The organism is Corallincola luteus (assembly GCF_004336975.1).
Lineage (GTDB): Bacteria > Pseudomonadota > Gammaproteobacteria > Enterobacterales > Neiellaceae > Corallincola > Corallincola holothuriorum.
In genome coordinates, this window is record NZ_SJXE01000003.1 from 41,049 (window position 1) to 65,196 (window position 24,148).

Here is a 24,148-nt window from a genome sequence, read left to right on the forward strand (position 1 = left end):
GTTTTAAGTATGAGAAAGCAACAAGGTTTTACCCTGATTGAGCTGGTCGTCGTGATCATTATTCTGGGGATTTTGGCAGTTACTGCCGCGCCTAAATTTATTGATCTGCAAGGCGATGCGAGAGAGTCAACCATGCAGGGCATGAAAGCGGCTTTGGAAGGGGCGTCTACGCTGACCTACAGTAAAGCGGCTATTGGTGGTATCGAAAAGAAAGCTGCGGCCTGCTTGGCGTTAAGTGGTACAGCGGCCGATCCTGATACTTGTACAGATGCAACGGCAACAGAAGTGAACGTTGTATATGGCTATCCAAAGGCTGCTACCGCGGATCTACAGAAAGTACTGGAAACAGTATTTGGTGATGGCTCAAACGGTGAAGAGTGGGACATCGATTTGACTTTGACTGCGGACGCGGTAATTACCCTGTCGGGTACCGATGGTACCGACACTGATGCGGATAAATGCCAAGTTGAGTATAACGAAGCAAACGATGCGAATAGTCGTCCTGTTATTGTGACTGAAACTGCCGGCTGCTAAAGCTTACAGTTAGTCACAGATCATGAAAGGCGCCTTCGGCGCCTTTTTTGTTGCTGCTTCCCCCCTGCGTGCGGGTTTCATCTTCCATTAGCAATCGGTGACCTTGGTCACTTCCCGATGAAAGAACTGTGTCAGGGCTACATTCAGCCACTAAACTGATGTTAATAACCTTGTTTATGAGGTGGTTAGATGATGCGGCAGCAAGGCTTTACTCTGATAGAACTGGTTGTGGTGATCATTATTCTTGGGATCTTGGCTGTGACCGCGGCGCCTAAGTTTATTGACCTGCAAGGGGACGCCCGAAAATCAACCCTACAGGGGATGAAGGCTGCGTTAGAAGGGGCCTCGACACTCACCTACAGTAAAGCGGCGATTCAGGATAAGCAGCGCGCACCTTTTGCTTGTGTGCTGCTCTCTGGCACACCAACAAGCAGCTGTAATGGAGATAATGAAGTCAATACGGTTTATGGTTACCCTCGAGCCACCCAGCGAGATTTAAGTGTGGTGCTAGAGACCATTTTTGGTGATGGCAGTAATGGTGAAGAGTGGGACATCGATTTCAGTTTGACCGCCGATGCGGTGATCACTTTGTCAGGTACCGATGGCACAGACACTCTTGCAGATAAATGTCAGGTTGAATATAACGAGGCGATTGATACCGACAACCGTCCTGTGATTGTGACGGCAAGTGATGGCTGTTAGATCTGGCATTTGTTGCATATCTAGATAACAGAGCGCTGAATTGATGCAACTGTAGACAGTTGTTCATTAAGCATGGCGATGTTTAGCTTGTTTTTCTCACCTTTGTGGCAGTGGTCAATCCTTCGCTAGGCCAGCTATGCTAAGAAGACTTAGTTAAGTAACTCAATTTGTTAGGTGCCTTCTGTTGCTGAGTTTTCAACGCGCCCACCGCGGTTTCACTTTGGTTGAATTGGTCACCACCATTATTCTTGTGGGGATCATTGCGGTGGTGGTGGCTGGTAAATTTTTTGGCCGCGGCGGCTTTGAAGAATACACCTACCGGGATCGCCTGTTGGCGAGTTTGCGTCTAATTCAGCTCAATGCCATGAATGATAGAGCTGAAACCTGCCATCAGTTGCTGCTGGAAGCAACCCGTTTTGGCGTTCCTAATCTGAACCCCTGTGCCTCGTCCCGGGGCTACAGCGACGACTATTTTTCTACGCCACTCGAACCTAATCGCAGCGCTGATTTAGGCAGTGAATCTGGCCGCGTCGTTTATGGCTTTAATCGCACATCGGGACTGCCTGCTGATATCCGTTTTGATGGCAGTGGCCGTCCTCTAGCCGCTTGCTTTGGTGGCTGTGAAATTACCGTGAATGGTGAGGTGACGTTGCGCATCTGTATTGAGTCGGAGGGCTATATCCATGGCTGTTGATGGCCGAACGCCCCTAACGTGCAGCAACGGCTTTAGTCTCATCGAACTGGTGATCGGCATTATTGTTCTGGCGGTAGCGCTAGTTACTATGCTGACCATGATTTTTCCGCAGGCCAGCCGCAGTGTTGACCCTTTCCATCAGGTGCGTGCTTCAGAGCTTGGGCACTCCTTGCTGAATGAAATTTTGACGAAGAAGTTTGATGAGTGCTCAGGCCACACTGGCGATGAGCGCTCCGATACTGATTGCAGTAATAACCCGGCTGGCAGCTACCGCTGTGACGAAGCTGGGCCCGCAGGTGTTTTGGTTGCTTGTATTGCGACGATCCCCACCTGTCCGGCATCGGGGATGAGTGCGGCAACAGAAGAGGGAAACGATCGCGCCACTTATAACGATGTCGATGACTATCACTGCCTCGACCAAAGCGGAGATCAGATCGAAAATGCCCTCGGTGAGCCCTTGACTGACTTCTATCAAAATTACCGCTTGCAGGTCAGTGTGGCGTACGACGGTGCGGCCTTGGGGTTGGCAAATAACCGTGCGGCGAAACGGGTCACCATTTTGGTCACCCTGCCGTCGGGTGAGCAGATCGCATTTAGCGGCTATCGGGGGAACTACTGATGGCTATTGCTCAAGCTAAGTTGATAGTGCCACGAACTCCGCGCACGCGCCGCGGTTTCACCCTGATAGAGATGATTGTCACTATCCTGTTGTTGGCGATCTTGTCGGCGGGGATCACCCGCTTTATCGAGATAGGCAGTGAGATCTATGTTGATGTCGCTGCGCGTGAACAGCTACTTAGTGAAAGTCGTTTTGTTTTGGAGCGGATCACTCGCGATATTCGGAGTGCGGTGCCCAACAGTGTGCGTGTGAGATCCGGTGCTGTCAGTGGCACCCAGGTACAGTGTCTGGAGTTGCTGCCACTGCGGGGCAGTGCCAGCTATATTGATCTACCGGTGTTAACAGCCGCTGCTCAGGCGCAGGTGATTAAAATTAATAATTACAGTTTTAGCAGTGGTGATCAGATGTTGGTGTATCCGCTGTTAACGGATCATGTATACGCTAATAGTGGGCGACGCCATACGGTAACGGCGATTAGCGATGTGTCGGGGGAGGAAGATCTGCAACAGATCGACTTTGCAGCAGCGACCCAGTTTGCCGCCGATTCGCCGGGTAAACGTTTCTATCTTGCGGCGCAGCCACTGAGCTATTGTGTGCGCAATGGCAGTGTCTATCTGCACCTGAATTATGGCTACCAGTCGAGCCAGCCGCTCTTTGCCAGTGGCGGTTTGCTGATGGCAACACAAGTGTCAAATAACCTGATCGCTGAGCCTGTTTTTCGTTTTGCTGGTGCGACACTAAATCGCAATGCGTTGGTGATTGTGCGCCTGCGACTGACACGGGTAGATGATGCCGAAACATTGGCTTATAACCATGAGGTGCAGGTGCCGAATGTACCCTGATCCTATCTCTGCAAAGCGCAACGACCTAACCGTGGCATCTCGTCAGCGCGGCAGTGCTTTGCTGCTCGCTCTGTTTATTATTGTGGTGTTGTTTGTGCTGGGGGCGGGGATGATCCGCTTGCTTGGCTCCTCGTCAGAGAGCGTGACCTTTGAAGTGTATGGGGTGCGAGCGATGCAGGCGGCACAAACGGGCGTGGAACGGGTGTTAACCACGCTGTTTCCTGCTGGTGGTCTTGATCAGCATTGTGACGGCACTCCTACCAGCCCTTTGCTTGATGATAGTTTTAGCTCCAGTGGCACTACGGCGTTAAATCTGGCAGGCATAACTGGCCTGGAAAACTGCGCGAGTGTGGTGGTGGAGTGCAGCGATCGCAAACACTTGGGCGTGACCTATTATTATTTGGTGAGCACTGCGACCTGTACGGTGGGTGGTGGCTCTACCGCGCTGGTGATGAGTCGGCAAGTGGAAGTTGAGGCAAAATCGTTATGAAGTCGATGCTGCGTTTGGTTGTTTTGTTTACCTTTCTGCTTGTTTCTCCGTTTTCGTTGGCGGTGACTTGCGATGCCTTGTTTACCAAGCCTGCGCAATCTTGGGACATTAATGGTCGTTTGACCATGTATAACAACTCCCGCATATACAACAGCATCGATGGCCAATTGCCTTTTGTAAACAGCACGCCGGATCCTTTACCAAATAACTCCTGTAGAAGCATTCCTGGGCCAGACGTTTGTTCGATTACAGGGACTTCTGCCGCTGGTCGTGACACTTTTACCTTTCAAGTCTCCAGCAGTAACGAATTTATTCAAGCGAATAACGGTGAGCAGATCGTCCTAGGGGAAGCTCCCTTTAATGGCAATGAGTTTGGCGCTATTCAGATCAATGGTGGTCGCGTTGAGTTTTCTGCCAATCACAGTGAATACAAAGTGGGCTCGATCCAAATCAATAACAGCAGCGCCCGGTTGACTTTCCCCGAGGGGATATTTTGGGTCAACGGTATTTTTACGCTTAACGATGGACGGGTTGAACTTAGCGGCAGTGGTACAGCAACAGTGATGGTGAAAGACCACTTTGAAGTGAACAGTGGTAATGGTCGCATCAACAACAATGGTGATCCCAAACGACTGTTGTTTTATTCGGGCCAAACCACACGGTTTAATGATGGAAGAATATGGGCCACTGTTTTTGCTGACAATGATTTTGTGATGAATAACGGTAGTGAGCTTAATGGGGCCGTCAATGGAAAAAATGTGGTAATGAATGATGGCGACATTAATGGCGTTGATGTTACTGGTATCGATTTTTCGCCTATCTGTGGCGATGAACCGCCGCTTCTCCCTGATATTCCGCAAACCTGTCCATCCCCAGAAACTATTGGCGCGGGAGTCACCTGGTCTACATTCGACAGCTCAGCGGTTGGGCACACGCCAGCGGCAGATGCCACAGAATTCCAGCAGCTGATCAATACCTACGCCAATGATACGTATCTGTTTGGTAGCTCTATCGTTGATGAGATCAACGGTGGTGGTACAGATATTAACCCCCACAGCAGCCAACAAGACTATTACATCAGTACATTTACTGGCTATATCGAGGCGCCGGAAGATGGCATTTACGAGTTTGCTATTGATGGTGATGACGCCGTCGAGGTGCTGATTGATGGTCAGGTGATCACGGGTTGGTATGGTGAACATGCCCGTGCTGGTAGTCCGCAATTCCCTGCACAAATTGGGCTTGAGCAGGGCTTTCATCGTGTCGAATTTCGTCATCAGGAGTTAGCGATCGAGGAGTACTTTTATCTGTATTGGAAGACGCCATCAGATATCGCTAATGGTGCTAACTTCACTATTGTACCCACCGACAACCTGTCGACCTGTTTTAGTACCAAGCCGCCGATCATCCCAGAATGTCCGGTGCCCGTCGCGGGGCTGGATTTTTATACCTTTGATAAGCCACCGGGAGCCCCGTTAGACGCTGCGCAGTTTCAAACCCTGGTGGATAACTACGGTCGTTTGGGCACCGAGCAAGGGCGTAGTGTCGTTGCGACCATTGATGGTTCTGGCAACCCCCATGGCGCTGATGATTATTTTCTCAGCCGTTTTATCGGCTATATCCACGTACCGGAAACCGGTCAGTATAAATTTGCTGTGGATGGTGACGATGCGGTAGAACTGTTAATCGACGGTGAGGTGATAACCGGCTGGTACGGTGCCCATGGCGATTGTAACTACTGCACCACCTATCAAGCGAGTGTGGGTCTTGAAGCCGGTTACCATGAGATTGAGTATCGTCACGAAGAGGAATCCGGCAGCAATGCCTATCGCTTGCTGTGGCAAGCCCCGAGTGACAGCAGTTTCTCTATTGTGGCTGATGCCGTGCTTGAACGCTGTCCGCCACCAACCTATGAATGGGGCCGAACCGAGATGAACAACGGGTCGGGCTCGGTGACGTTTAGCAATGATTACCTTGGCATTACTCCACTGGTGTTCGTGATGCCGACCATTGTTTACCCCGATGCTTTGCAGGATGGCCCTGCGTCTGTCGCTGTGCGCAATGTGACTTCTACCGGTTTTGATATCGTGCAACTGGAAGCGCCTAATCGTTATACCAATCAACCGGGTCAGAAGCCGATGGTTGATGTGGATTATTTTGTCACTTTGCCGGGGCGGGTACAGATGCCGGGCGGTGGTGAGTTTGAAGCGGGAACGATAGAGACGCAAAAATATCAGGGTAAAACGACCGACAGCGGTACAGGAAGAGGCGGTTGGGAAGCGCTTAGCTTTGACGCTGTGTTTGCGACAACGCCGGCTGTGCTTGGTCAAATCCAGAGCAATAATAATCCTGATTTATGGAAGACGACAGTGATCCGCAATGTCACTGGCAGCGGGGCGCAATTGGCGATAGAGATGTCGGAAGTACCGGGACGTACCAATGCCCAAGGACGGCCGACATCACCCGAAACTATCGCTTACTTAGCGGGTACAGGGAGTGGCAGTTTTCAAAGTAACAGTGAAACCATTCTTTATGAGTTTGGCCGTGGACGTACCCATGGCAACAATGGCCGCACGCGAGATCTGGATCAGCAGTGTGAATACTTAAACTCCCATATCAACGACTATATTGATCCGCCGGTACTGGTGGCGAATAAAAATTCTCGAGACGGCAGCGATGGTGGCTGGCTGCGCCGCTGTCAGAACTTCCGTCAGGCAGCAAGTTTTGTCACCGATGAAGATCAGGCCAATGACCGCGACCGTGCTCACCTACCTGAGGATGTGGGATATATCGCGCTGACGTATCGCTCAAATACGGATCCCATCTATGACTTCATTATTACCGCTTCGCCGGATGCATTGACCTGCCGGGTGCAGGAGATAGGCATTCGGGTAGAGCAAAACGGCGTGTTGGTGGGGGGGTATTTAGGTGACATTCAAATCAATACCGATACCGACAACGGTATCTGGTCGGCGGTCGATGCGAATGGCGTACTGCAGGATCTAGGCAACGGTGACATCCGCTATAGCTTTAACGCCAGTGATGGCGGTGAAATTGTGCTTGGGCTTGATAATGTCGTACCGGAAACGGTGACTATTACCGTGAGCGATGGACTGTCCAGCAACAGCGCCGCTGTCACCTTTCGCGCCAAAGGTTTTTTTGCCGAAATCACCCCCTGGCATGACCCTAGCTTTGCTATCCCAAATCAGTTGGCCGGGCAACCTTTTAACTTGGTGTTGACTGCTGTCGGTGATGACCCCAGTCAGTCCGGTTGTGAACCGCTAATTGATTTTGAAGGGGCGAAATCGCTGGAGATGTGGCAGGGCTATGTTGACCCTGATCCGGCGGCAGGCTTGTTGGCAGAGATTGATGGTGTGGCCTTGGGCGTTGGCGAGGCTAATGCTGTCTCTATCGCGGCGGAATTTGCTCTGGGTGTTGCGACCCTAAGCAACGTTACTTATTGGGATGCCGGGAAGATCTCGCTGCATGCGAAAGACCTTTATGACACGGGGGATCCACCCGCGGATACAGGCGATGAGATCCTGCAGGGTAGCAGCGAGATACTGTTTAGTCCGCAAAGCTTACGGATCGATAAAATATATAGAAGTGGCGATATCACGGCGTTAAATCCTAGCGGAACAGCTGACAGTGGTGATGGCTTTGTCGCTGCTGATGCACCGTTTGATATGGTGATACAGGCGCTGGCGGTTGATGGCGCGACGGTGACGTCATCTTATCGGGTTGGTTTGGCGTTAACACGGTTGCGTGATACTCCATCTAATTCGAACGCTAAAGACGGCATACTTCGATATGTTGATGGTGAAGGCCTGATTGCCCCGATTGTACCACTACCGCTTTGGGCGCCCCCGGGGGCTTCGCTAGCGCTGCCCGAAACTGTCTTTGATAAAGGGATTGCGACTATATCTTCGCTCTATTTTTCAGAGGTGGGCAGTATCCAGATAGGAATTGATAGCGGCGATTGGCAGGTGACAGGCAACAGTTTAACCATACCGGCCTCGACACAGCCGGTAATTGGGCGTTTTTACCCTGACCATTTTGTATTAACTTCGGATTTAACGACCGATGGCAACAGCAGTAATCCGCTGTGCGTCGCTGGCTTTAGTTATATGGGGGATGAAGCGCTCACGGTTGAGTATCAGGTGGAGGCTGTCAGTGCCAATGGCACTCTGACCAAAAATTATGATTATCCTACGCTGAGTTATGATACCGGTACATTAGGCCTGGCGGCTGAAGACAGCAGTGATGGTGTTGATCTCGGTGGCAGATTGGTCAATGTGATCGCGGCGGATCGAGCTGACTCCTGGAAGGAGGGTGTGTATACCTTCACCAGTAATACAGCGAGTTTGGAAAAGGCGCTGACTGGCGCCATTGATGGGCCGTTTCCTTTGTTACAACTGAGCCTAGTTGTCACGGCTGAGATGGATGGGGTGAATTTCGATACCTTGGATGAGGATGCCGACTCCCCCGGTGATTGCACTGATGATAGCGATATAACGTCCGGAGAGTGCAGCAGTCGCCGTATTGGTGGCACCTTAGATCTGCGCTTTGGCCGTTTGGTGACCGCAAGTAATTATGGCTCTGAGCTGTTGGCTTTGCCGATCCTGATCAGCGTCGAGACTTATGATGGCAGTAGTTTCATTACAGAAATTGACGACAGCTGCACCATCATAGACACAGCGTATGTCACTATGAATAGTGAACCGGCGGGAGCCTTGGACAATATCGCTCTGTTGGATGGCTCTGGCACGACCAATGCCGGCTACGCTGAGCCTATTCGGCAAGGTCAGCTGCAATTTACGCTATCGGCGCCGGGCGAGGGTAACACCGGACGCGCTGAAATCCGCTTTAATTTAAATGCGTTACCGTTTTTTCAGTTTGAATGGGATTGCGCCAATGACTTGACCAGTTGTAACGGTCTTGGTGTTGACAATCCGCCTGTAGCTGAGGGCTTCTTTGGCCGCTATCGTGGTAATGAACGGGTGATCTATTGGCGCGAGACCGGTGCTAACTAACACCATCAGTCTTATCTTGCTGGCTCGTTGTTAGCGCTGGTTACTCTTAAAGCGGGTGGCAGCAGTCCACCCGTGTTCCTTCAACCAGCGCTAGGTAATCGCTTACTTGCATGCTGATCGACTCTGTCAGAGAGCCGCAGGTAAAGACTATCTCCTGGTTGGCATAGATGGTTTCGTCGATAAACAGTTCGCAATCGATAAAGCGGCCGCCAAAGGGAGGGAGTGCGCCCTTACTGACCCCTGCGAGCTCTTTTAGCTCTTGTTCGTTAGCGAAGCGCACTTTCTGTTGTTGCAATATCTTGCGTACGCGATTGGAGTTGATTCGATAGGCCGCCGAGATGACAAACATGCTGAAACCACGGCGACTCTTAAACAGCAAAGATTTACCACCAAGATGCAGTGGCGTGCCTCGCAATGCAGCACTTTGATAACAGTCTACAGCGTCACTGTGTTGCCACTGTTGAAAGCTAATATTTCGTTGTTGCAGTAGCTGTTTGATCTGCTGATTCAGGCTTTTGCTCAACTTAATGAAACCTCTTGCGCTGCTTGTGGTCGTAACTTGCAACCGCTCTGCGCCCATATATTGGGTGAAAATTGCTCGTAAATAGCCAAAAACGCGTGTTAGCCAGTCATTACTTGAAAGCTATCACACTCGCCAGCTTGCTGAAAACAAGGGGCATTGGTAAAGTTACGCGGTTAACCGGAACCCTCAAATTAAGCATCCCAGTAGGCGCTCTCTATGTTCAAGAAACTCCGCGGCCTGTTTTCAAATGATCTCTCCATTGATTTGGGGACAGCCAACACTCTTATTTATGTGCGCGATGAAGGCATTGTTTTGAACGAGCCTTCCGTCGTGGCGATTCGCCAGGAACGTGCTGGTGGGCCAAAAAGTGTCGCTGCTGTAGGTCATGCAGCTAAGCAGATGCTGGGAAGAACTCCCGGCAACATTCGCGCGATCCGGCCGATGAAAGATGGTGTGATCGCTGACTTTTATGTCACTGAGAAAATGCTGCAGCACTTTATCAAGCAAGTTCACCAGAACAACTTGCTACGCCCAAGCCCACGGGTACTGGTTTGTGTCCCTTGTGGCGCGACGCAAGTTGAGAAGCGTGCGATCCGTGAGTCAGCCATGGGTGCCGGTAGTCGGGAAGTGTTCCTGATTGAAGAGCCGATGGCCGCCGCGATTGGTGCTGGCATGCAGGTGTCTGAAGCCCGCGGTTCGATGGTGGTAGATATTGGTGGTGGTACCACGGAAGTGGCGATCATCTCCTTGAACGGTGTGGTTTACTCCTCTTCCGTACGTATCGGCGGTGACAAGTTTGATGAAGCGATCATCAACTATGTTCGTCGAAATTACGGTAGCTTAATTGGTGAAGCTACCGCTGAACGGATTAAGCATGAGATTGGCTCAGCTTACCCAGGTGAAGAGCTACGGGAGATTGAAGTCCGTGGACGTAACCTGGCTGAAGGGGTTCCCCGCAGCTTTACTCTCAACTCCAATGAGATCCTTGAAGCACTGCAAGAGCCATTGACCGGCATAGTCAGTGCCGTGATGGTGGCCTTGGAGCAATCGCCACCAGAGCTTGCTTCTGATATTTCGGAGCGCGGCATGATGATGACCGGTGGTGGCGCTTTGTTAAAAGATATCGACCGTCTGTTGATGGAAGAGACAGGGATCCCTGTCGTTGTTGCTGATGATCCGCTGACCTGTGTTGCTCGTGGCGGTGGTAAAGCGTTAGAGATGATTGATGTTCATGGCGGTGATCTGTTCACTTATGAGTGATCACCTGTCACTTGAACCATTATCAGATAAGCCAACTTCATCTCGGAGTTGGCTGCTTTAATGAAACCGATTTTTGGTAGCGGACCATCACTGCAATTGCGTTTGGTGATTGCTGTCTGCCTTTCGCTTGCGCTAATGATCGCTGATCGTTCTTTGCCGCAGGTGGGTCAATTCAAGTTCTATTTGAGTACCTTGGTCAGCCCGTTGCAGTATCTGGCTAATGCGCCGCAAGGTGCCTTGGACTGGGCGATCGACCATGTAAAGTCGCGTCGACAGTTAATCGCTGAAAACCAAGCCCTCCGTGAACAAGCTTTGCTGGACAGTGGTCAGTTGCAACAGTTTGCCCAGTTGAAGCAGGAAAACGAACGCTTACGCGCATTGTTGGGGTCATCCAAGCGCTCAACCGTAAGAAAGATGGTTGCGGAGGTGTTTGCCGTCAATAGCGATAGATACAGTCTGCAAGTGGTGATCGATAAGGGCAGCTTTGATGGTGTTTATGTCGGGCAACCGGTACTTGATCATCAAGGTGTTGTGGGTCAGATAGAAGATGTTGGCTCGACCACCAGTCGTGTGATCTTAATCGGTGATAGCTTGCATTCGATCCCTGTCAGGGTTCACCGCAATGATGTCCGCGCCGTCCTTAACGGCACCGGTGAAGTCGACAAATTAGCTCTGCAATATGTGGCGCATAGCACAGATGTGCGGATAGGTGATTTACTGATCTCATCTGGTTTGGGGGGGCGTTTTCCTGAGGGCTATCCTGTTGCTAAGGTGACCAGTGTTGAGAGCGATGAAAGCTTTCCATTTGCCCTGGTGACAGCGCGCCCAATTGCTGAGCTAGATCGCCTCCGTTACCTGCTACTGCTTTGGCCTGATGCTGATGACCAACCTTGGACTAAGGGGGCGGCAGAATGAGCCTACAACTGCCCAATGGTCGAATTACAATCTATTTCTCTTTGGTTTTAGCGTTAGTGCTGACCATTATGCCGTTGCCTAGTGTGGTGTCTGCTTGGCGCCCTACCTGGGTGTTGCTGGTGTTGTTGTATTGGACCTTGGCATTGCCCCATCGCGTGAATGTTGGCCATGCCTGGGTGCTGGGCTTGCTGCAAGATGTCTTACTCGGGGCACCGCTGGGTGTACATGCCCTGAGCTTTAGCTTGGCTTGTTATGTTTTTGCTTTGAATTTCCAAAGATTTAGAAATTTTTCAATCTGGCAGCAATCTTTGCTGGTCGGCGTCATCTGCTTATTGCACCAGTTGCTTCGTTTCTGGGCGGCGTATCTGTTTGATGACGTGGCTCTGACCTCTGGGATCTTGTATCCGGTGTTCAGTAGCATGGTGCTTTGGCCGTGGATATTTCTATTGTTGAGAAAAACCAGACGGCGTTTTAAAGTCCGTTAACGGAGGGCACTATGGCGCTGCATCTGACCGTTCCGCTCACTCTGGCATCCGCTTCGCCACGGCGGAAAGAGTTATTATCCCAACTATGGCCCTCTTTTGCTGTCATACCTGCCGATATCGATGAAACCCCTCATGTTGGTGAGCAACCCCGAGCGCATGTGACGCGTCTGGCGCAGGAAAAAGCGCTGACGGTATCGGCGTTGCATCCCCATACATTGGTTCTGGCGGCCGACACCATCGTGGTTGCGCGAGGGGAGATCCTTGGGAAACCGGAGAATGATCAAGATGCATTTACCATGCTCGGTCTATTATCAGGTCAGGAACATCAGGTGATGACCGCTATTTCGGTGGCATTTACGGATAAAGTATTTAGTCAATGTGTGGAAACCCAAGTCTGGTTTCGGCCATTATCGAACGCTGATATCACCGAGTATTGGGCAACCGGAGAGCCTGCTGATAAAGCCGGTGCGTATGGTATTCAGGGCTTGGGTGGCCGCTTTGTCGAGCGGATTAATGGCAGTTACAGTGCTGTGGTCGGGTTGCCTTTGGTTGAGACAGAGCATTTGTTGCAGCAGGCTCAACAGACGTTGGTGAAACAATATTCAGGAGAATTGGGTGAACGTGGAATTATTGATTAACGTGACACCCAGTGAAACACGGGTTGCGCTGGTTGAAAATGGTATCTTGCAAGAGGTACATATTGAGCGACGTGCCAAGCGCGGTATCGTCGGCAATATATATCAAGGCAAGGTGAGTCGGGTGCTGCCGGGAATGCAGGCAGCGTTTGTCGATATCGGTTTAGATAAAGCCGCTTTTCTCCATGCTTCAGATATCGTTCCCCATACTGAATGTGTCGCTGACGTTGAACAGGAGCATTTTCAAGCGGGCAATATTGCCGAGCTAGTGCGCCAAGGTCAGGACATTATGGTGCAAGTAGTAAAAGATCCCTTGGGCACTAAAGGGGCGCGCTTGACTACGGATATCACCCTACCTTCTCGTTATCTGGTTTTTATGCCAGGGCAAAGCCATGTGGGTGTCTCGCAACGCATCGAGAGTGAGGATGAGAAAACTCGACTGAAAGATCTAGCGAGTAAACATATTGATGAACTGGGTGGCTTTATTGTTCGTACGGCTGCTGAGGGTGTCGGCGACCAAGAGTTCGAGCAAGACGCCAAGTTCCTACGCCTACTGTGGCAAAAAACTCAACAGCGCCGCACTGAGTGTCAGCCCTGTAGTGTTTTATATGAAGATCTGCCGCTGGCGTTTCGTATTCTGCGAGATTATGTTGGCACCGGCATCGACCGCTTGCGTATCGATTCCCGTCAAACCTACCAAAGATTAAAACTGTTTCTGCAAGAGTTTGTCCCTGAACTTACTGATACCGTTGAATACCATGCCGGTGATCGACCTATTTTCGACCTGTTTGATGTTGAAAATGAGATCCAACGGGCATTGGATCGAAAAGTTGAACTTAAGTCTGGGGGTTACCTGATTATCGACCAGACCGAAGCGATGACGACTATCGACATCAATACCGGTGCTTTTGTCGGTCATCGAAATCTCGAAGAGACTATCTTTAATACCAACTTGGAAGCGACGCAGGCGATAGCCCGCCAGCTTAGATTACGCAACCTCGGCGGTATTATTATTATTGATTTCATCGACATGGTGGATGAAGACCATCAGCGCCGGGTACTGCATAGCTTGGAGTTGGCGTTAGCCAGAGATAAAGCCCGCTTTAGTGTTAGTAGCTTTTCGTCGTTAGGTTTGGTGGAGATGACGCGTAAGCGCACGCGGGAAAGCCTTGAGCATGTGTTGTGCGCTGAATGCCCCGAATGTCAGGGGCGGGCATCGGTGAAGAGCGTGGAAACAGTTTGCTATGAAATTTTGCGTGAGATCCTGCGAGTGAATAAGGCTTACCAAGCCGATCGCTTCGTGGTCTATGCTTCACCGAGTGTGGCTGAAGCGTTGGAAGGTGAAGGTGATGAGTCTCATAACCTTGCGGAACTAAAGGTGTTTATTGGCAAAGAGGTGTCAGTGCAGCAAGAAGCACTTTATGCTCAAGAGCAGTTTGATGTGGTGATGATGTAAGTGACTAAACGGTTCATATCCCCACTTTATTGGTTGAAAAAGGCTTGGCTGATTGTCGCCATATTTTTGGTGCTAGCGGCCATGGCGGTTAGTGGTGCGCGGGCGTTGTTGCCATACCTCGACGATTACCGTGACGAGATCGTGCAGTGGATGGCGCACGAGTACGATGTTCACCTTGCCATTGATAGCCTGAGTGCGCGCTGGGAAAAGTTAGGCCCATCCCTCTCTCTGCAAGGCTTAACTCTGCTGGATGTCGATGACTCTAGCTTGCAGTTGTCAGTGGCCGAAGCGCGCGTCGAGCTGGATTTTTGGCGTACCCTCTATCACCGCGAGTTGCGCTTTAAAGATCTCACCTTGGATGGCGTGCGTTTTACTGTCGACCCTTCAAAGTCAGCTGCTAATAATCAGATGGATCTCGATGTCAGGCATACATTAGCGACATTTTTTCTGGTGCACTTATCGAAAGTGGAACTGACCAATTCTGAGCTTTTGTTACGTCAGGCGGATGACCACTGGCGTAAAATCGAGATTAATCGGGTGAGCTGGTTAAACCGCAACGGTAAACACCAGGGCCAGGGTGAAATCGTTTTAGAGTCACAGTCTCAGGAAACGGCTAATTTTGTGTTGAATGTGGCTGGAGAATTGGGTAACCCTGATTCATTGCAGGGGGAACTCTATATTGATGCTCAAGGGGTCAATTTTACCCGCTATCTGAACAGGGTGCTGGGTGATTTTTATCAGGTGACATCAAACGAAATAAGCGCTGAAGTATGGGTCGATTTTGCCTGGGATCGCCTTGTCGGAGTTTGGGTTGATTTTGGTGAAAACCACCTGAACTGGGATCTAGGTGGAGAGAGCCACAGTTTGACTCTGAATGGTGGCAGTGCGAAATGGCTGCCATTAGCGGAAGGCGGCTGGCAGTTCGCTTCCAGTGGTACTCAATTTGCCACCGATGGTAAGACCTGGAAAGACTACGAAGTGGCCGGGAAATACCACAATGATAAAATGGCAGTGAGTGTTAAAGAGCTGGATATCAGTCGCTTACTTCCCCTGTTGACCTTGGCGCCGGTGTTGCCACCCGAGGTTGAAGATCCGCTGAGGGGGTTGAAGCCGGAGGGGATCCTGAAACGCTTCAATATGTATGTGGATGTGAGTCAACAGAGCTTACATCTGTCGGCCGATGTGTCGGGGCTGGGTTGGAATCATTGGCAGGGCATACCGGGGGTGAAGGGCGTCGATGGTCGATTGGTTATTAACCCTGGAAGTGGTCACCTGAGTTTGCAAGGGCGGCAGTTAGCCGTTGATGTCGGCGAGGTGTTCGCTGAACCGCTAGTGATTGAGCAGATGGGCGGCGTGCTTTATTGGTTGCAGCAGCCGGGGCATTTTCAACTGTTCTCCGATCGTGTCGCGCTGACAACACCTGACTTGGGGGTGACGGCTGGTTTTCATTTAGATATTGCCGAACAAACCTCTTTATCTTTGTACGCGGATACCTCGTTGAATGATGCTGCGTCGGCTTACCGTTATTACCCGCTGCCGGTGATGGACGAGGAGTTGGTGGCTTATCTAACTGATGCCTTACAGGGCGGGAATAGCCAGCAGGGCGGTTTGCTTTGGCATGGTAGCTTTGCTGAATTCCCCTACAGTAATAATAAAGGCATCTTTCAAGCCCACCTCAACTTGGATAAAGCCAGATTTAAATTTGACCCTGAATGGCCAGCGTTAGACCCGGTTGATCTGCGGCTAATGTTTGAGAATGATGGCCTTAAAATCACCTCTTCTGGAGGTGATTTGATGGGCACTGAACTGCTGTCATTGCAAGCGGATATTCCGGAGTTTCAAGACAAGTCTGTGCTTTTTATTCAGGCATCGGCACGCAGTGATGGACCCAAAGCTACCGCGTTAATGAACGCATCGCCATTCCAAGATCCGGTGGGGCAAGTGCTTGAAGATCTGCCGGTTAAGGGCGGAGTTACAGCGAAACTTGATTTAACCATCCCGCTGTACGAAGAAGATCCTGTAGTAGCCAAAGGTGAAGTGTTCTTCAAAAATAATGAGGTGACAATCGCCGCGGCAGGAATGACCTTGCAGCAGGTTAATGGCAGTTTGTCATTTGTTGATAGCACGATACAGATGCGAAGCTCGACCGCCACCTTGTACGGTGAGCCGGTGCGTTTTGATCTGGATGGTCGTGAAACGGGTAATGATGACTATCGTATTGATGCCTCGGTTGATGGTCACTGGCCCGTGTCTGCGCTTGGTGCCCTATGGGATGATCCGCGTTTGGCATTGGCACAGGGTTCGGCGGATTGGCAGGGGGCTGTTGCTGTCCGGTCGATAGGCGAGAGAATCCTCACCGATATTACGGTGAGTAGCGGGCTAAAGGGGGTGAGCGTTGATTTACCTGCGCCTTTTGATAAGCCTGCTGAAGCCTCTTGGCCGATGATGGTGCGGTTGAACCATGACGGTCAGACCTTGCGTATCGATACGGAAGTTCCTGAGCGGTATAGGAGTCGGGTGATAATGACCGACGATGGTGATGATCTATTACTGGATTCCGTCAGTGTGGCAATTGGCAATACTGACTTACCGCCATCCAAAAATGGTGATGTACAAATTGGCGTAAAATTACCTGAGTTCGATCTGTCCCCCTGGCTCGACCAACTGTCCGTGCTACACCCTGATAAAGTGGATGGGGTGTCCCTGTCTGCACCAGAAAACGTTAACCGTGTTGAGTTTAGGAAGTTACGCGCTGATATTGGACGACTGACGGTGTCTGGTTTAGCGTTTGAACAGTTTAATCTGGATGTGACTGCCAATAGTGGTGTGTTGAGTGGTCAGGTCAGTGGAGATCAGGCGGAACTGGATTTTACCTACGCCAATGACTCAGCGGTGATTAATGCTGAATATCTAACATTAATGCTTGATCGCCAATTTGAGGCGACAGATAGCAGCGATAAGGGTGATACGGATAGTGTTGCAGAGCCGCCTGATGAGATCCCCGCGGATGGTGCTGATGAGAGTGTTGTATTAAAAAGTCATACGGAGGGGACTGGCGCTGACCATGATTCGGGAGCAGGGGCATCGTCTGTTGATAGTGAACACGCAGAAGGGGCTTTGCTTGATGAACTTGCGGCAACAGAGAGCCGAAAGCTGCCAGCTATCTCGTTAAAATGTAAGCGATGTGTTTATGACAAATACACCTTAGGGCAAGTCGTCTTTGAGCTACAACCTTGGCATGACGGGGCAAAGGGGATGTCGCTGGAAGCGTTAAATGTTGATGCCAAAGATGGCAAACTCCGGATGCAAGGTGGCTGGCGCGAAAATAGAGAGGGGCAGATTGTCACTCAGATTAAGGGCACTTTTGTGAGTAAGGACACTGGCGAAACCGCTGATTTTGTTGGTTTGCCATCACTGATCCGAGATGCCACGATGGATAGCTCTTTTGACTTTTCTTGGTTGGGCTTTCCCGAACAGTATACCCATAAGAACTTCAACGGCACCATGTCGACCAATATGAAGGATGGTTACATTGTTGATGCGGGCGGTGGCGGTGTTGGTATCATCAGCATGCTTAGCCTGGATACGCTGCTTCGGCGTTTGCGCCTGGATTTTAGCGATATGTTTGATAAGGGCCTCACTTTCAATAGCTTTAAAGGCAATTACGATATTGAGAGTGGTGTTGTGTCTACGAAAGATCTGAAGATGGTAGGCGCATCAGGCACCATGACCATTGCTGGCCACACCTCACTGGTGACAGAAGAGCTGGACTATGACGTGGTGTTTTATCCCAAACTCACCGCGAGCCTGCCAGTATTGACCGCGTTTGCTATTACCCCTGTCACTGGATTGGCGGTATTGGCGCTAACTCAGGTGATCGACCCTGTGGTTGAAGTGGTCTATCAGGTCAATATGAAAATTGAAGGCACCATGTCTGAGCCGAAAGTCTATGAATTGGATCGCAAGAGTAAAGACGTGAAGATGAAAGAGCTGAAGAAGCAGAAGCCTGAGGAGATAAAGGATGCTGACGGAGGCAGCGTTGATGCCACGGGTAAGCTTTCTGACTCTAAATTGGCTGAGGCCGCATGAGCTGGTTGAGCGCGGTACAAATGGTCAGTGGCCCGATACCGGCAGATAATTTTGCTCGCCTAGTCGTATTGCTAAGTAAGCTGCCGGAACATCGCCCCCAGTTGGTGGTGTTGCCAGAAAACGTGCTTTGCTTTGGCGGAGATCCACAGGCTCTGCAAACCATTGCTGAGTCACCTAACGATGGTCCCATTCAGCGTCAATTGGCGGCGTTAGCTAAGCAGTTTCAGCTTTGGCTAGTCGCAGGCAGCTTTCCTTTGCGCGCTGATGATCAAGTGACAGCCAGCAGTTTGCTGTTTTCTCCAGCCGGAGAAACCATTGCCCAATACGATAAGATCCACTTGTTTGATGTCGATGTGGATGATGCTACTGGCCGTTATCGCGAGTCAGATCAATATCTTCATGGTGCCACACCGACGATCGTGCCAACCCCTCTCGGCAATTTGGGGATGGCTGTTTGTTACGATCTCCGTTTTCCTGAACAGTTCCGTTGGATGCGGCAGCAAGGCGCAGATGTTATCTCGTTACCTGCGGCATTTACGCAGGTCACAGGAGAGGCGCATTGGCATACGTTAATCCGAGCTCGAGCTATTGAAAACCAATGCTACCTGGTGGCCGCCGATCAAGGTGGCGTGCATGCGGATGGGCGCGAGACATTTGGTCACAGCATGATTGTCGATCCCTGGGGCAAGGTGGTAGCCGAGCTGGAGAAAGGGGAAGGGGTGATCAGTGTAGCCATGGATAGTGAGAAAATGGCACGTATCCGTAGTAACATGCCGGTATCGCAACATGCCCGCTTTCATTGTCATTGGGGTAAGGAGTCTTAATGTCTATTGCATTGGCGCAGCAACATCTGCTTGAGCCGACAGGTATCACCATCGCCACATTGGAAGAAACGCTCGCATTTCTTCATCAGCAACCGCTGGATTTTTCCGATCTCTATTTTCAGTCCAGTCGCCATGAGTCTTGGATGTTAGAAGATGGCATTGTTAAAGAGGGCAGCTTTAATATTGAACGTGGCGTCGGTGTCCGAGCGGTGCAAGGGGAGAAAACCGGCTTCGCCTATGCCGATGAGATCACCCCTTCAGCGATCCGAACCGCAGCAACTGCAGCACGCGGCATCGCCCGTAGCGCGAGTCATGCAGAGCCCTGTGTTGCCCTTAAAGCGATGGCAGCGGCTCCGCTTTACCCTGCCGAAGACCCGCTTAATAGCTGGGATGAACAAACCAAAATCGCTTTACTGCATGAGATGGAAGCGGAAGCTCGACGCATGGACCCGCGGGTCAAGCAGGTGATTGCGTCTATTTCCGGGGTTTATGAACAGGTGTTGGTGGCGGCCTCTGACGGCACTTTGGCCGCAGATTACCGCCCTTTAGTTAGACTTAATTGTACCGTTCTGGCTGAACAGGATGGGCGGCGTGAGCGAGGCTCTGCGGGCGGTGGTGGCCGGGGTAGCTATGAGATGTTCTTAGCCTCCGACAACGCTGTGAAAGTCGCCTTAGGCTATGCCAGAGAAGCGGTAAGGCAAGCGACTGTGAATTTAGCTGCCATTGATGCGCCAGCGGGAACCATGCCCGTGGTTCTCGGTGCCGGCTGGCCCGGCGTGTTATTGCATGAAGCGGTGGGGCACGGTCTGGAAGGTGACTTTAATCGTAAAGGTACCTCAGCGTTTGCTGGTAAGGTGGGCGAGTTAGTCGCCAGTCCGCTATGCACCGTTGTTGATGATGGCACCATGGCAGGACGTCGGGGCTCATTATCTATTGATGATGAAGGTACACCGGGACAGTACACCACTTTGATTGAAGAGGGTGTGCTCAAAGGCTATATGCAAGATAAGCTCAATGCCCGTTTAATGGGTGAGCAGCCTACCGGGAATGGTCGCCGGGAATCTTATGCTCATCTGCCGATGCCGCGAATGACAAATACCTATATGTTGCCGGGAGAGCATACGCCGGAAGCGATTATCGCGTCGGTTGAGAGTGGCATCTATGCCCCCAACTTTGGCGGTGGTCAGGTAGATATTACTTCCGGTCGTTTTGTGTTTTCTGCGTCCGAAGCCTACTTGATCGAAAACGGCCAAGTGACTAAGCCAATTAAAGGTGCCACATTAATAGGCGTCGGTGCAGAGGCGATGCAGCAGATCTCTATGGTTGGAAACGATTTGGCGTTGGATAAAGGGGTCGGTGTTTGCGGTAAGGATGGTCAAAGTGTTCCCGTCGGCGTCGGGCAGCCAACTATTAAGCTGGATCAGCTGACCGTCGGCGGAACAGCTTAGTGACCAGATGCTAAGTGAACAGGAATCGTTAGATTCGATTGCAAGACATCAATCGATGCTATCTCGTTAAACATAAAGCCCAGCATTTGCTGGGCTTTATTGTGATTATCGCAGGGTGAAGGTTAGAGCCCCGTCATCGTTAGCGGCACCTGTAGCACCATACCCAGTCCTTTTGGCGTGGTGATGGTGACAGTGATAAAGCCAACCTCAGTGGGATCACCCGGTGCGAGGGTGTTAAGCAGGCTAAAGCTGACCGTGTCTCTATAGCTATCTGCTGAGCCAATGGCGGTACCACGGCTGTTGGCGACGGTGATGTTGGTGGTGCCGGTTAGGTCGCCTTGATCACTGGCGACTACGATGGTTGTTCCTTCAGGGAGTATCTGGTCCATACTGTCACCGATGTGAAAACTCAAGTTGGCCGCTGCGCCTGCGTTCAAAGTGACGCCGCTTGCTCCAATTACACCAGTGTTGCCAGCCCCTTGCTGTTGGGTGCTTGAGTCATCAAAACTACCATTGAGATAGTCCAGTTCCCAGTTGGCTGCAGAGTCCGACATGATTAATACGATCGCTCGGCGAATATGCAGTTTATTGTTGCCGGCGTCGGCACTGCCACATAGGCTGCCGGAACACTGCGGGCCATTAAACAGGCCATCGGCAAGGTTGAAGCCGCCACTATTTGCGTAGTCTAAGAAAGGCTCGTCAGTTTCTCTGATGAAGCTTTCGTCATCATCTCGCCAAGCCTCGCTCATATCGACAAACCCTGTGACTACGCCGGGCTGGCTAAAGCCTGCGTTGACCGAGGCGCCAGCGGCAATTGCGGTGCCGTCAGCCTCATCAAATATGCCGTTGCCGTTGTTATCGAAGAAAGTCTCGTGACCCACGGCTGATGCCAGAATGGTAACGCGATGGTCGGTTGGGCGTGGATCAGTACTGGTCCAGGTGGCTTGGCAACTACCCGACACCGTTTGGCAGCTTGGGGTGATCTGACCTGCTTCTGCGGTAAAGTTAACCGTTGTGCCATCTGGGGCCGGATTATTGAAACTGTCAGCCAACCAGACAGTTAAGGTCACTGTTTCGCCGTTATGGCGCCATGCTTCTGGGTTGAGAATGTCAGGGGACAGAGTGAAGCTGCTTTGTTCTGCCAGCCCGGTGTTTATGGTCAATAGATCTGATTGGCTCTGTATGATGTCATCGCCTGTGAGTGGACAAGCGGTGGCATCCTGTTGTGTTTGGGCGGTGACCCTTACCGGCGTCGGCACATTCCCTGATTGCACTTTTGTGGTAACCAGACCTTCTGAGTTAGTCAGCCCTGACTGTTGGCTTAGGCTTAAGCCTCCAACCTGAGTATCCAGACTGAAGCAGACTAGACGCTGTGGTAGTAACGAGCCCTGACTGCCTTTGACTAAAAAAGTGACGGTTGAGCTTTCCTGATTGCCTTGTCCACCGGTACCTTTGAGTACGATCTGCTCGGGCTCAGCGGAGACAAACTCAATTGAGCCCAGGGCTTCTGCTTCAATGGTGAGGGTTGCCAGAGCGTTCAGCGTGCTTGAACTATTACTGACAGTGGCAAGTAAGCTGTCACTGATTTCGCCGCCACTGGCACAGCTTTGATCCTGAAAAGTCGCTTGTGCCCGTCCTGCGATGGTTTGTGCGGTGGCATCTAAGCTGGCTTTACCATCTGCTGAGCAGCCGGAAGTAAAACTGACTGTCGCAGGTTCCAATAGGGCGCTAAGGCTACCATCGTCGGCCATTTCAACTAAATCTACGGTGAGACCCACGGTACCGCCTGCACTGATGCTGTCAGTGGCTATACCAACCACGCCATTTTGAAAACTGGCCGGATCGGCTTTGTCAGGCCAGTACCCTAGCAATATGGTGTCGCCGTCGCCGATAGCGTCACGAGCAAGGATCTCATAGCTGAGGCTGGCAGATAGCGTTAAGTCGTCGACTGATACTGTGGCAATCGCTTGATCTGCACCGAGATCGGTGTCCGTTCCGGTTAGCGTCACTTCCGCCTGACCGTTCGCTGCGGTTAGCGCGGTGACGGGGGTTAATGTCCCTAAGCCTGCAGTGAAGCTGATCACCTGATTTTCCAGCGGTTGGCTCTCGCCATCTAATAAGGTTGCCCGTAGCTGTACGTTGCTGCCGGCATTAAATCTATTCACCGGCGTGCCGCTATCCAGCATCACTATTGCTAGGCTAGGACTCTCACCGCCGCCGATATCACCAGTGGAAGTGAATTCATAAACAGCTTGCTCACTAAGCTCACCAGTCGTTGCCGTTGCGGTTGCTGCACCAACGCTGGTGTCATCACTGCTTACTAAAACGTTGGCGATACCATTGGCGTCGGTCAGGCGAGAATCGCTGGCCAAGGTTCCCAAAGGGGCGCTGAAACTGACGATAGTATCGACAACGGGACCATCATCGTTACTTAGGCTGGCTTGCAAACAAAAACTGCTACCAGCGACAAAACTTGGTGAGGTCGGTGACAGGCAGTCATCGGCAAGGATGGTGAGTTGTAATGCTTCGTTTGTACCGCCACTGGCGTTGACCTGAAAATTACTTGATGCAGTAAGGGTCTCTTCGCTGCTGCCATCAACGGACTCCAGTGTGGTGCTCGCGGTGAGTGTGCCAGCCCCGGTGACGCCGGTGGTTAGCAATTGCACCCTGGCTTTTCCGCCACCGTCGGTGAGGGCTGAGCTGGCGCTGAGAGAGCCTAACGAACTGCTGAAATCGACGATCTGGCCGTCGATCCCTTCGCCATACACATCGACCACTTTCGCTTCAAGCCAAGCGGTTTCGCCAGCGGTCAGAGTATTTGTGCTATCACCTTCACTGTTCCTGAGGGTTAACTCAAGCTGGTTGAATTCGTTAAAGTCGCCATCGCCGGAACTGCCATTGCAGGCGACTAAAGAAAGTAGGGTACACAGAGTAAACAGGTAACGGGAAAGTGCTTTGCTTATCATATTGCCCGGGCCTTATTTGATTGTTATTTATCTTCACTCGCTTCGGCCAGCTCCCGCAGATAGCGGAAGAGTTCTCTGGCTGATTTCGGTGGTTTATTTTGTTGTTGTTCTTTCTTTGCTTGTCTAACGAACTGGCGCAGTCGTTGCCGATCGCTGAGTGGATAGTCAGCCATCCATTGGTTAATGGTTTCATCGCTACCGGAAATTAACTCGTCACGCCACTTTTCCAGGCGATGAAAGAGCGCATTTCCCTGCTGATGGACACTGTTCAGTTGTTCGATCGCTTGGCGGATCGCGTCGGCATCGGCATGGCGCATCAGCTTACCAATCAGTTGCAGCTGGCGGCGATAGCCCTCTCGAGTGTTGCGGATCCGTACGGCCAGTTTCACTGCATCAGCCAGTGACTCTTCTAATGGGATTTTGGCTAAATCAGCTGGCTTTAACGTGGTCAGCTGTTCTCCCAGTTTTTGTAAAGCAAGCATTTCTCGCTTCTGCTGAGATTTTGAGATCAGCTCTTCGTCTGGCTGATTTTTGTCTGAGGTCTTACCCATGAAGATATTGAACTGTTTTTTTAAGGAAGATGAGTAACCTATACCACATGGATCACTGATCTATCCAGTCAGAAGCTGAGAG

At 51.2% G+C, this 24,148-nt stretch carries 18 protein-coding genes; 15 read left to right on the forward strand and 3 right to left on the reverse strand.

What is annotated here, in order from left to right; translation table 11 throughout:
- Window positions 1–9: 9 nt before the first annotated feature.
- The 7 genes from EZV61_RS08250 to EZV61_RS08280 all read left to right on the forward strand — a co-directional run bounded on the left by EZV61_RS08250 (window position 10) and on the right by EZV61_RS08280 (window position 8,914).
- A complete protein-coding gene (locus EZV61_RS08250; RefSeq protein WP_130567146.1) occupies window positions 10–534 on the forward strand; it encodes a type II secretion system protein in 525 nt (174 codons plus the stop codon).
- Window positions 535–723: 189 nt separating this feature from the next.
- A complete protein-coding gene (locus EZV61_RS08255) occupies window positions 724–1,236 on the forward strand; it encodes a type II secretion system protein (protein ID WP_131414967.1) in 513 nt (170 codons plus the stop codon).
- A 184-nt stretch (window positions 1,237–1,420) separates the two neighbouring features.
- Complete coding sequence (locus EZV61_RS08260; RefSeq protein ID WP_165569557.1) at window positions 1,421–1,930, forward strand: pilus assembly FimT family protein; 510 nt, start codon at window positions 1,421–1,423, stop codon at window positions 1,928–1,930.
- Window positions 1,920–2,549, forward strand: coding sequence for a type IV pilus modification PilV family protein (locus EZV61_RS08265; protein WP_131414971.1), 630 nt, complete (start codon window positions 1,920–1,922; stop codon window positions 2,547–2,549). Before EZV61_RS08260 ends, EZV61_RS08265 begins: the two co-directional genes overlap by 11 nt.
- Window positions 2,549–3,391 carry a PulJ/GspJ family protein gene (locus tag EZV61_RS08270; RefSeq protein ID WP_131414973.1) on the forward strand — a complete coding sequence of 281 codons (843 nt, stop codon included), beginning with the start codon at window positions 2,549–2,551 and terminating at the stop codon, window positions 3,389–3,391. The genes EZV61_RS08265 and EZV61_RS08270 overlap by 1 nt, the downstream gene beginning before the upstream one ends.
- On the forward strand, window positions 3,381–3,881 hold the full coding sequence (locus EZV61_RS08275; protein ID WP_130567142.1) for a hypothetical protein: 501 nt from the start codon (window positions 3,381–3,383) through the stop codon (window positions 3,879–3,881). The genes EZV61_RS08270 and EZV61_RS08275 overlap by 11 nt, the downstream gene beginning before the upstream one ends.
- Entirely contained in the window at window positions 3,878–8,914 is a 5,037-nt protein-coding gene (locus EZV61_RS08280; RefSeq protein WP_131414976.1) for a DUF6701 domain-containing protein, read from the forward strand. Before EZV61_RS08275 ends, EZV61_RS08280 begins: the two co-directional genes overlap by 4 nt.
- A gap of 46 nt (window positions 8,915–8,960) precedes the next feature.
- On the opposite strand, the gene EZV61_RS08285 is transcribed toward EZV61_RS08280, so the two are convergent.
- Window positions 8,961–9,437, reverse strand: a complete 477-nt coding sequence (locus tag EZV61_RS08285) for a YbaK/EbsC family protein (RefSeq protein ID WP_165419363.1) — start codon at window positions 9,435–9,437, stop codon at window positions 8,961–8,963.
- A 216-nt stretch (window positions 9,438–9,653) separates the two neighbouring features.
- On the opposite strand from EZV61_RS08285, the gene EZV61_RS08290 reads away from it, so the two are divergent.
- The 8 genes from EZV61_RS08290 to tldD are packed head-to-tail and all read left to right on the forward strand — an operon-like array spanning window position 9,654 to window position 20,549.
- Window positions 9,654–10,697, forward strand: a complete 1,044-nt coding sequence (locus tag EZV61_RS08290) for a rod shape-determining protein (protein ID WP_114338124.1) — start codon at window positions 9,654–9,656, stop codon at window positions 10,695–10,697.
- Window positions 10,698–10,757: 60 nt separating this feature from the next.
- Window positions 10,758–11,612 (forward strand): rod shape-determining protein MreC, encoded by an 855-nt coding sequence (mreC, locus tag EZV61_RS08295; RefSeq protein ID WP_131414978.1) that lies wholly within the window; start codon window positions 10,758–10,760, stop codon window positions 11,610–11,612.
- Window positions 11,609–12,097: a rod shape-determining protein MreD gene (mreD, locus tag EZV61_RS08300; protein ID WP_131414980.1), complete on the forward strand. Its 489-nt coding sequence runs from the start codon at window positions 11,609–11,611 to the stop codon at window positions 12,095–12,097. The genes mreC and mreD overlap by 4 nt, the downstream gene beginning before the upstream one ends.
- Before the next feature lie 11 nt (window positions 12,098–12,108).
- A complete protein-coding gene (locus EZV61_RS08305) occupies window positions 12,109–12,735 on the forward strand; it encodes a Maf family protein (RefSeq protein WP_130567137.1) in 627 nt (208 codons plus the stop codon).
- Window positions 12,713–14,188 (forward strand): ribonuclease G, encoded by a 1,476-nt coding sequence (gene rng, locus EZV61_RS08310; RefSeq protein ID WP_114338127.1) that lies wholly within the window; start codon window positions 12,713–12,715, stop codon window positions 14,186–14,188. The genes EZV61_RS08305 and rng overlap by 23 nt, the downstream gene beginning before the upstream one ends.
- Complete coding sequence (locus EZV61_RS08315; RefSeq protein WP_131414982.1) at window positions 14,189–18,277, forward strand: YhdP family protein; 4,089 nt, start codon at window positions 14,189–14,191, stop codon at window positions 18,275–18,277.
- Window positions 18,274–19,101, forward strand: coding sequence for a carbon-nitrogen hydrolase family protein (locus EZV61_RS08320; RefSeq protein WP_205695354.1), 828 nt, complete (start codon window positions 18,274–18,276; stop codon window positions 19,099–19,101). Before EZV61_RS08315 ends, EZV61_RS08320 begins: the two co-directional genes overlap by 4 nt.
- Window positions 19,101–20,549 (forward strand): metalloprotease TldD, encoded by a 1,449-nt coding sequence (gene tldD / locus EZV61_RS08325; protein WP_114338129.1) that lies wholly within the window; start codon window positions 19,101–19,103, stop codon window positions 20,547–20,549. Before EZV61_RS08320 ends, tldD begins: the two co-directional genes overlap by 1 nt.
- A 122-nt stretch (window positions 20,550–20,671) precedes the next feature.
- Here tldD and EZV61_RS08330 read toward each other — a convergent pair whose 3' ends face one another.
- Together EZV61_RS08330 and yjgA are read right to left on the reverse strand one after the other, a co-directional pair.
- Complete coding sequence (locus EZV61_RS08330; protein WP_131414984.1) at window positions 20,672–23,515, reverse strand: Ig-like domain-containing protein; 2,844 nt, start codon at window positions 23,513–23,515, stop codon at window positions 20,672–20,674.
- 23 nt (window positions 23,516–23,538) lie between these two features.
- Window positions 23,539–24,066: a ribosome biogenesis factor YjgA gene (gene yjgA, locus EZV61_RS08335; protein WP_114338131.1), complete on the reverse strand. Its 528-nt coding sequence runs from the start codon at window positions 24,064–24,066 to the stop codon at window positions 23,539–23,541.
- Between the last annotated feature and the right edge of the window lie 82 nt (window positions 24,067–24,148).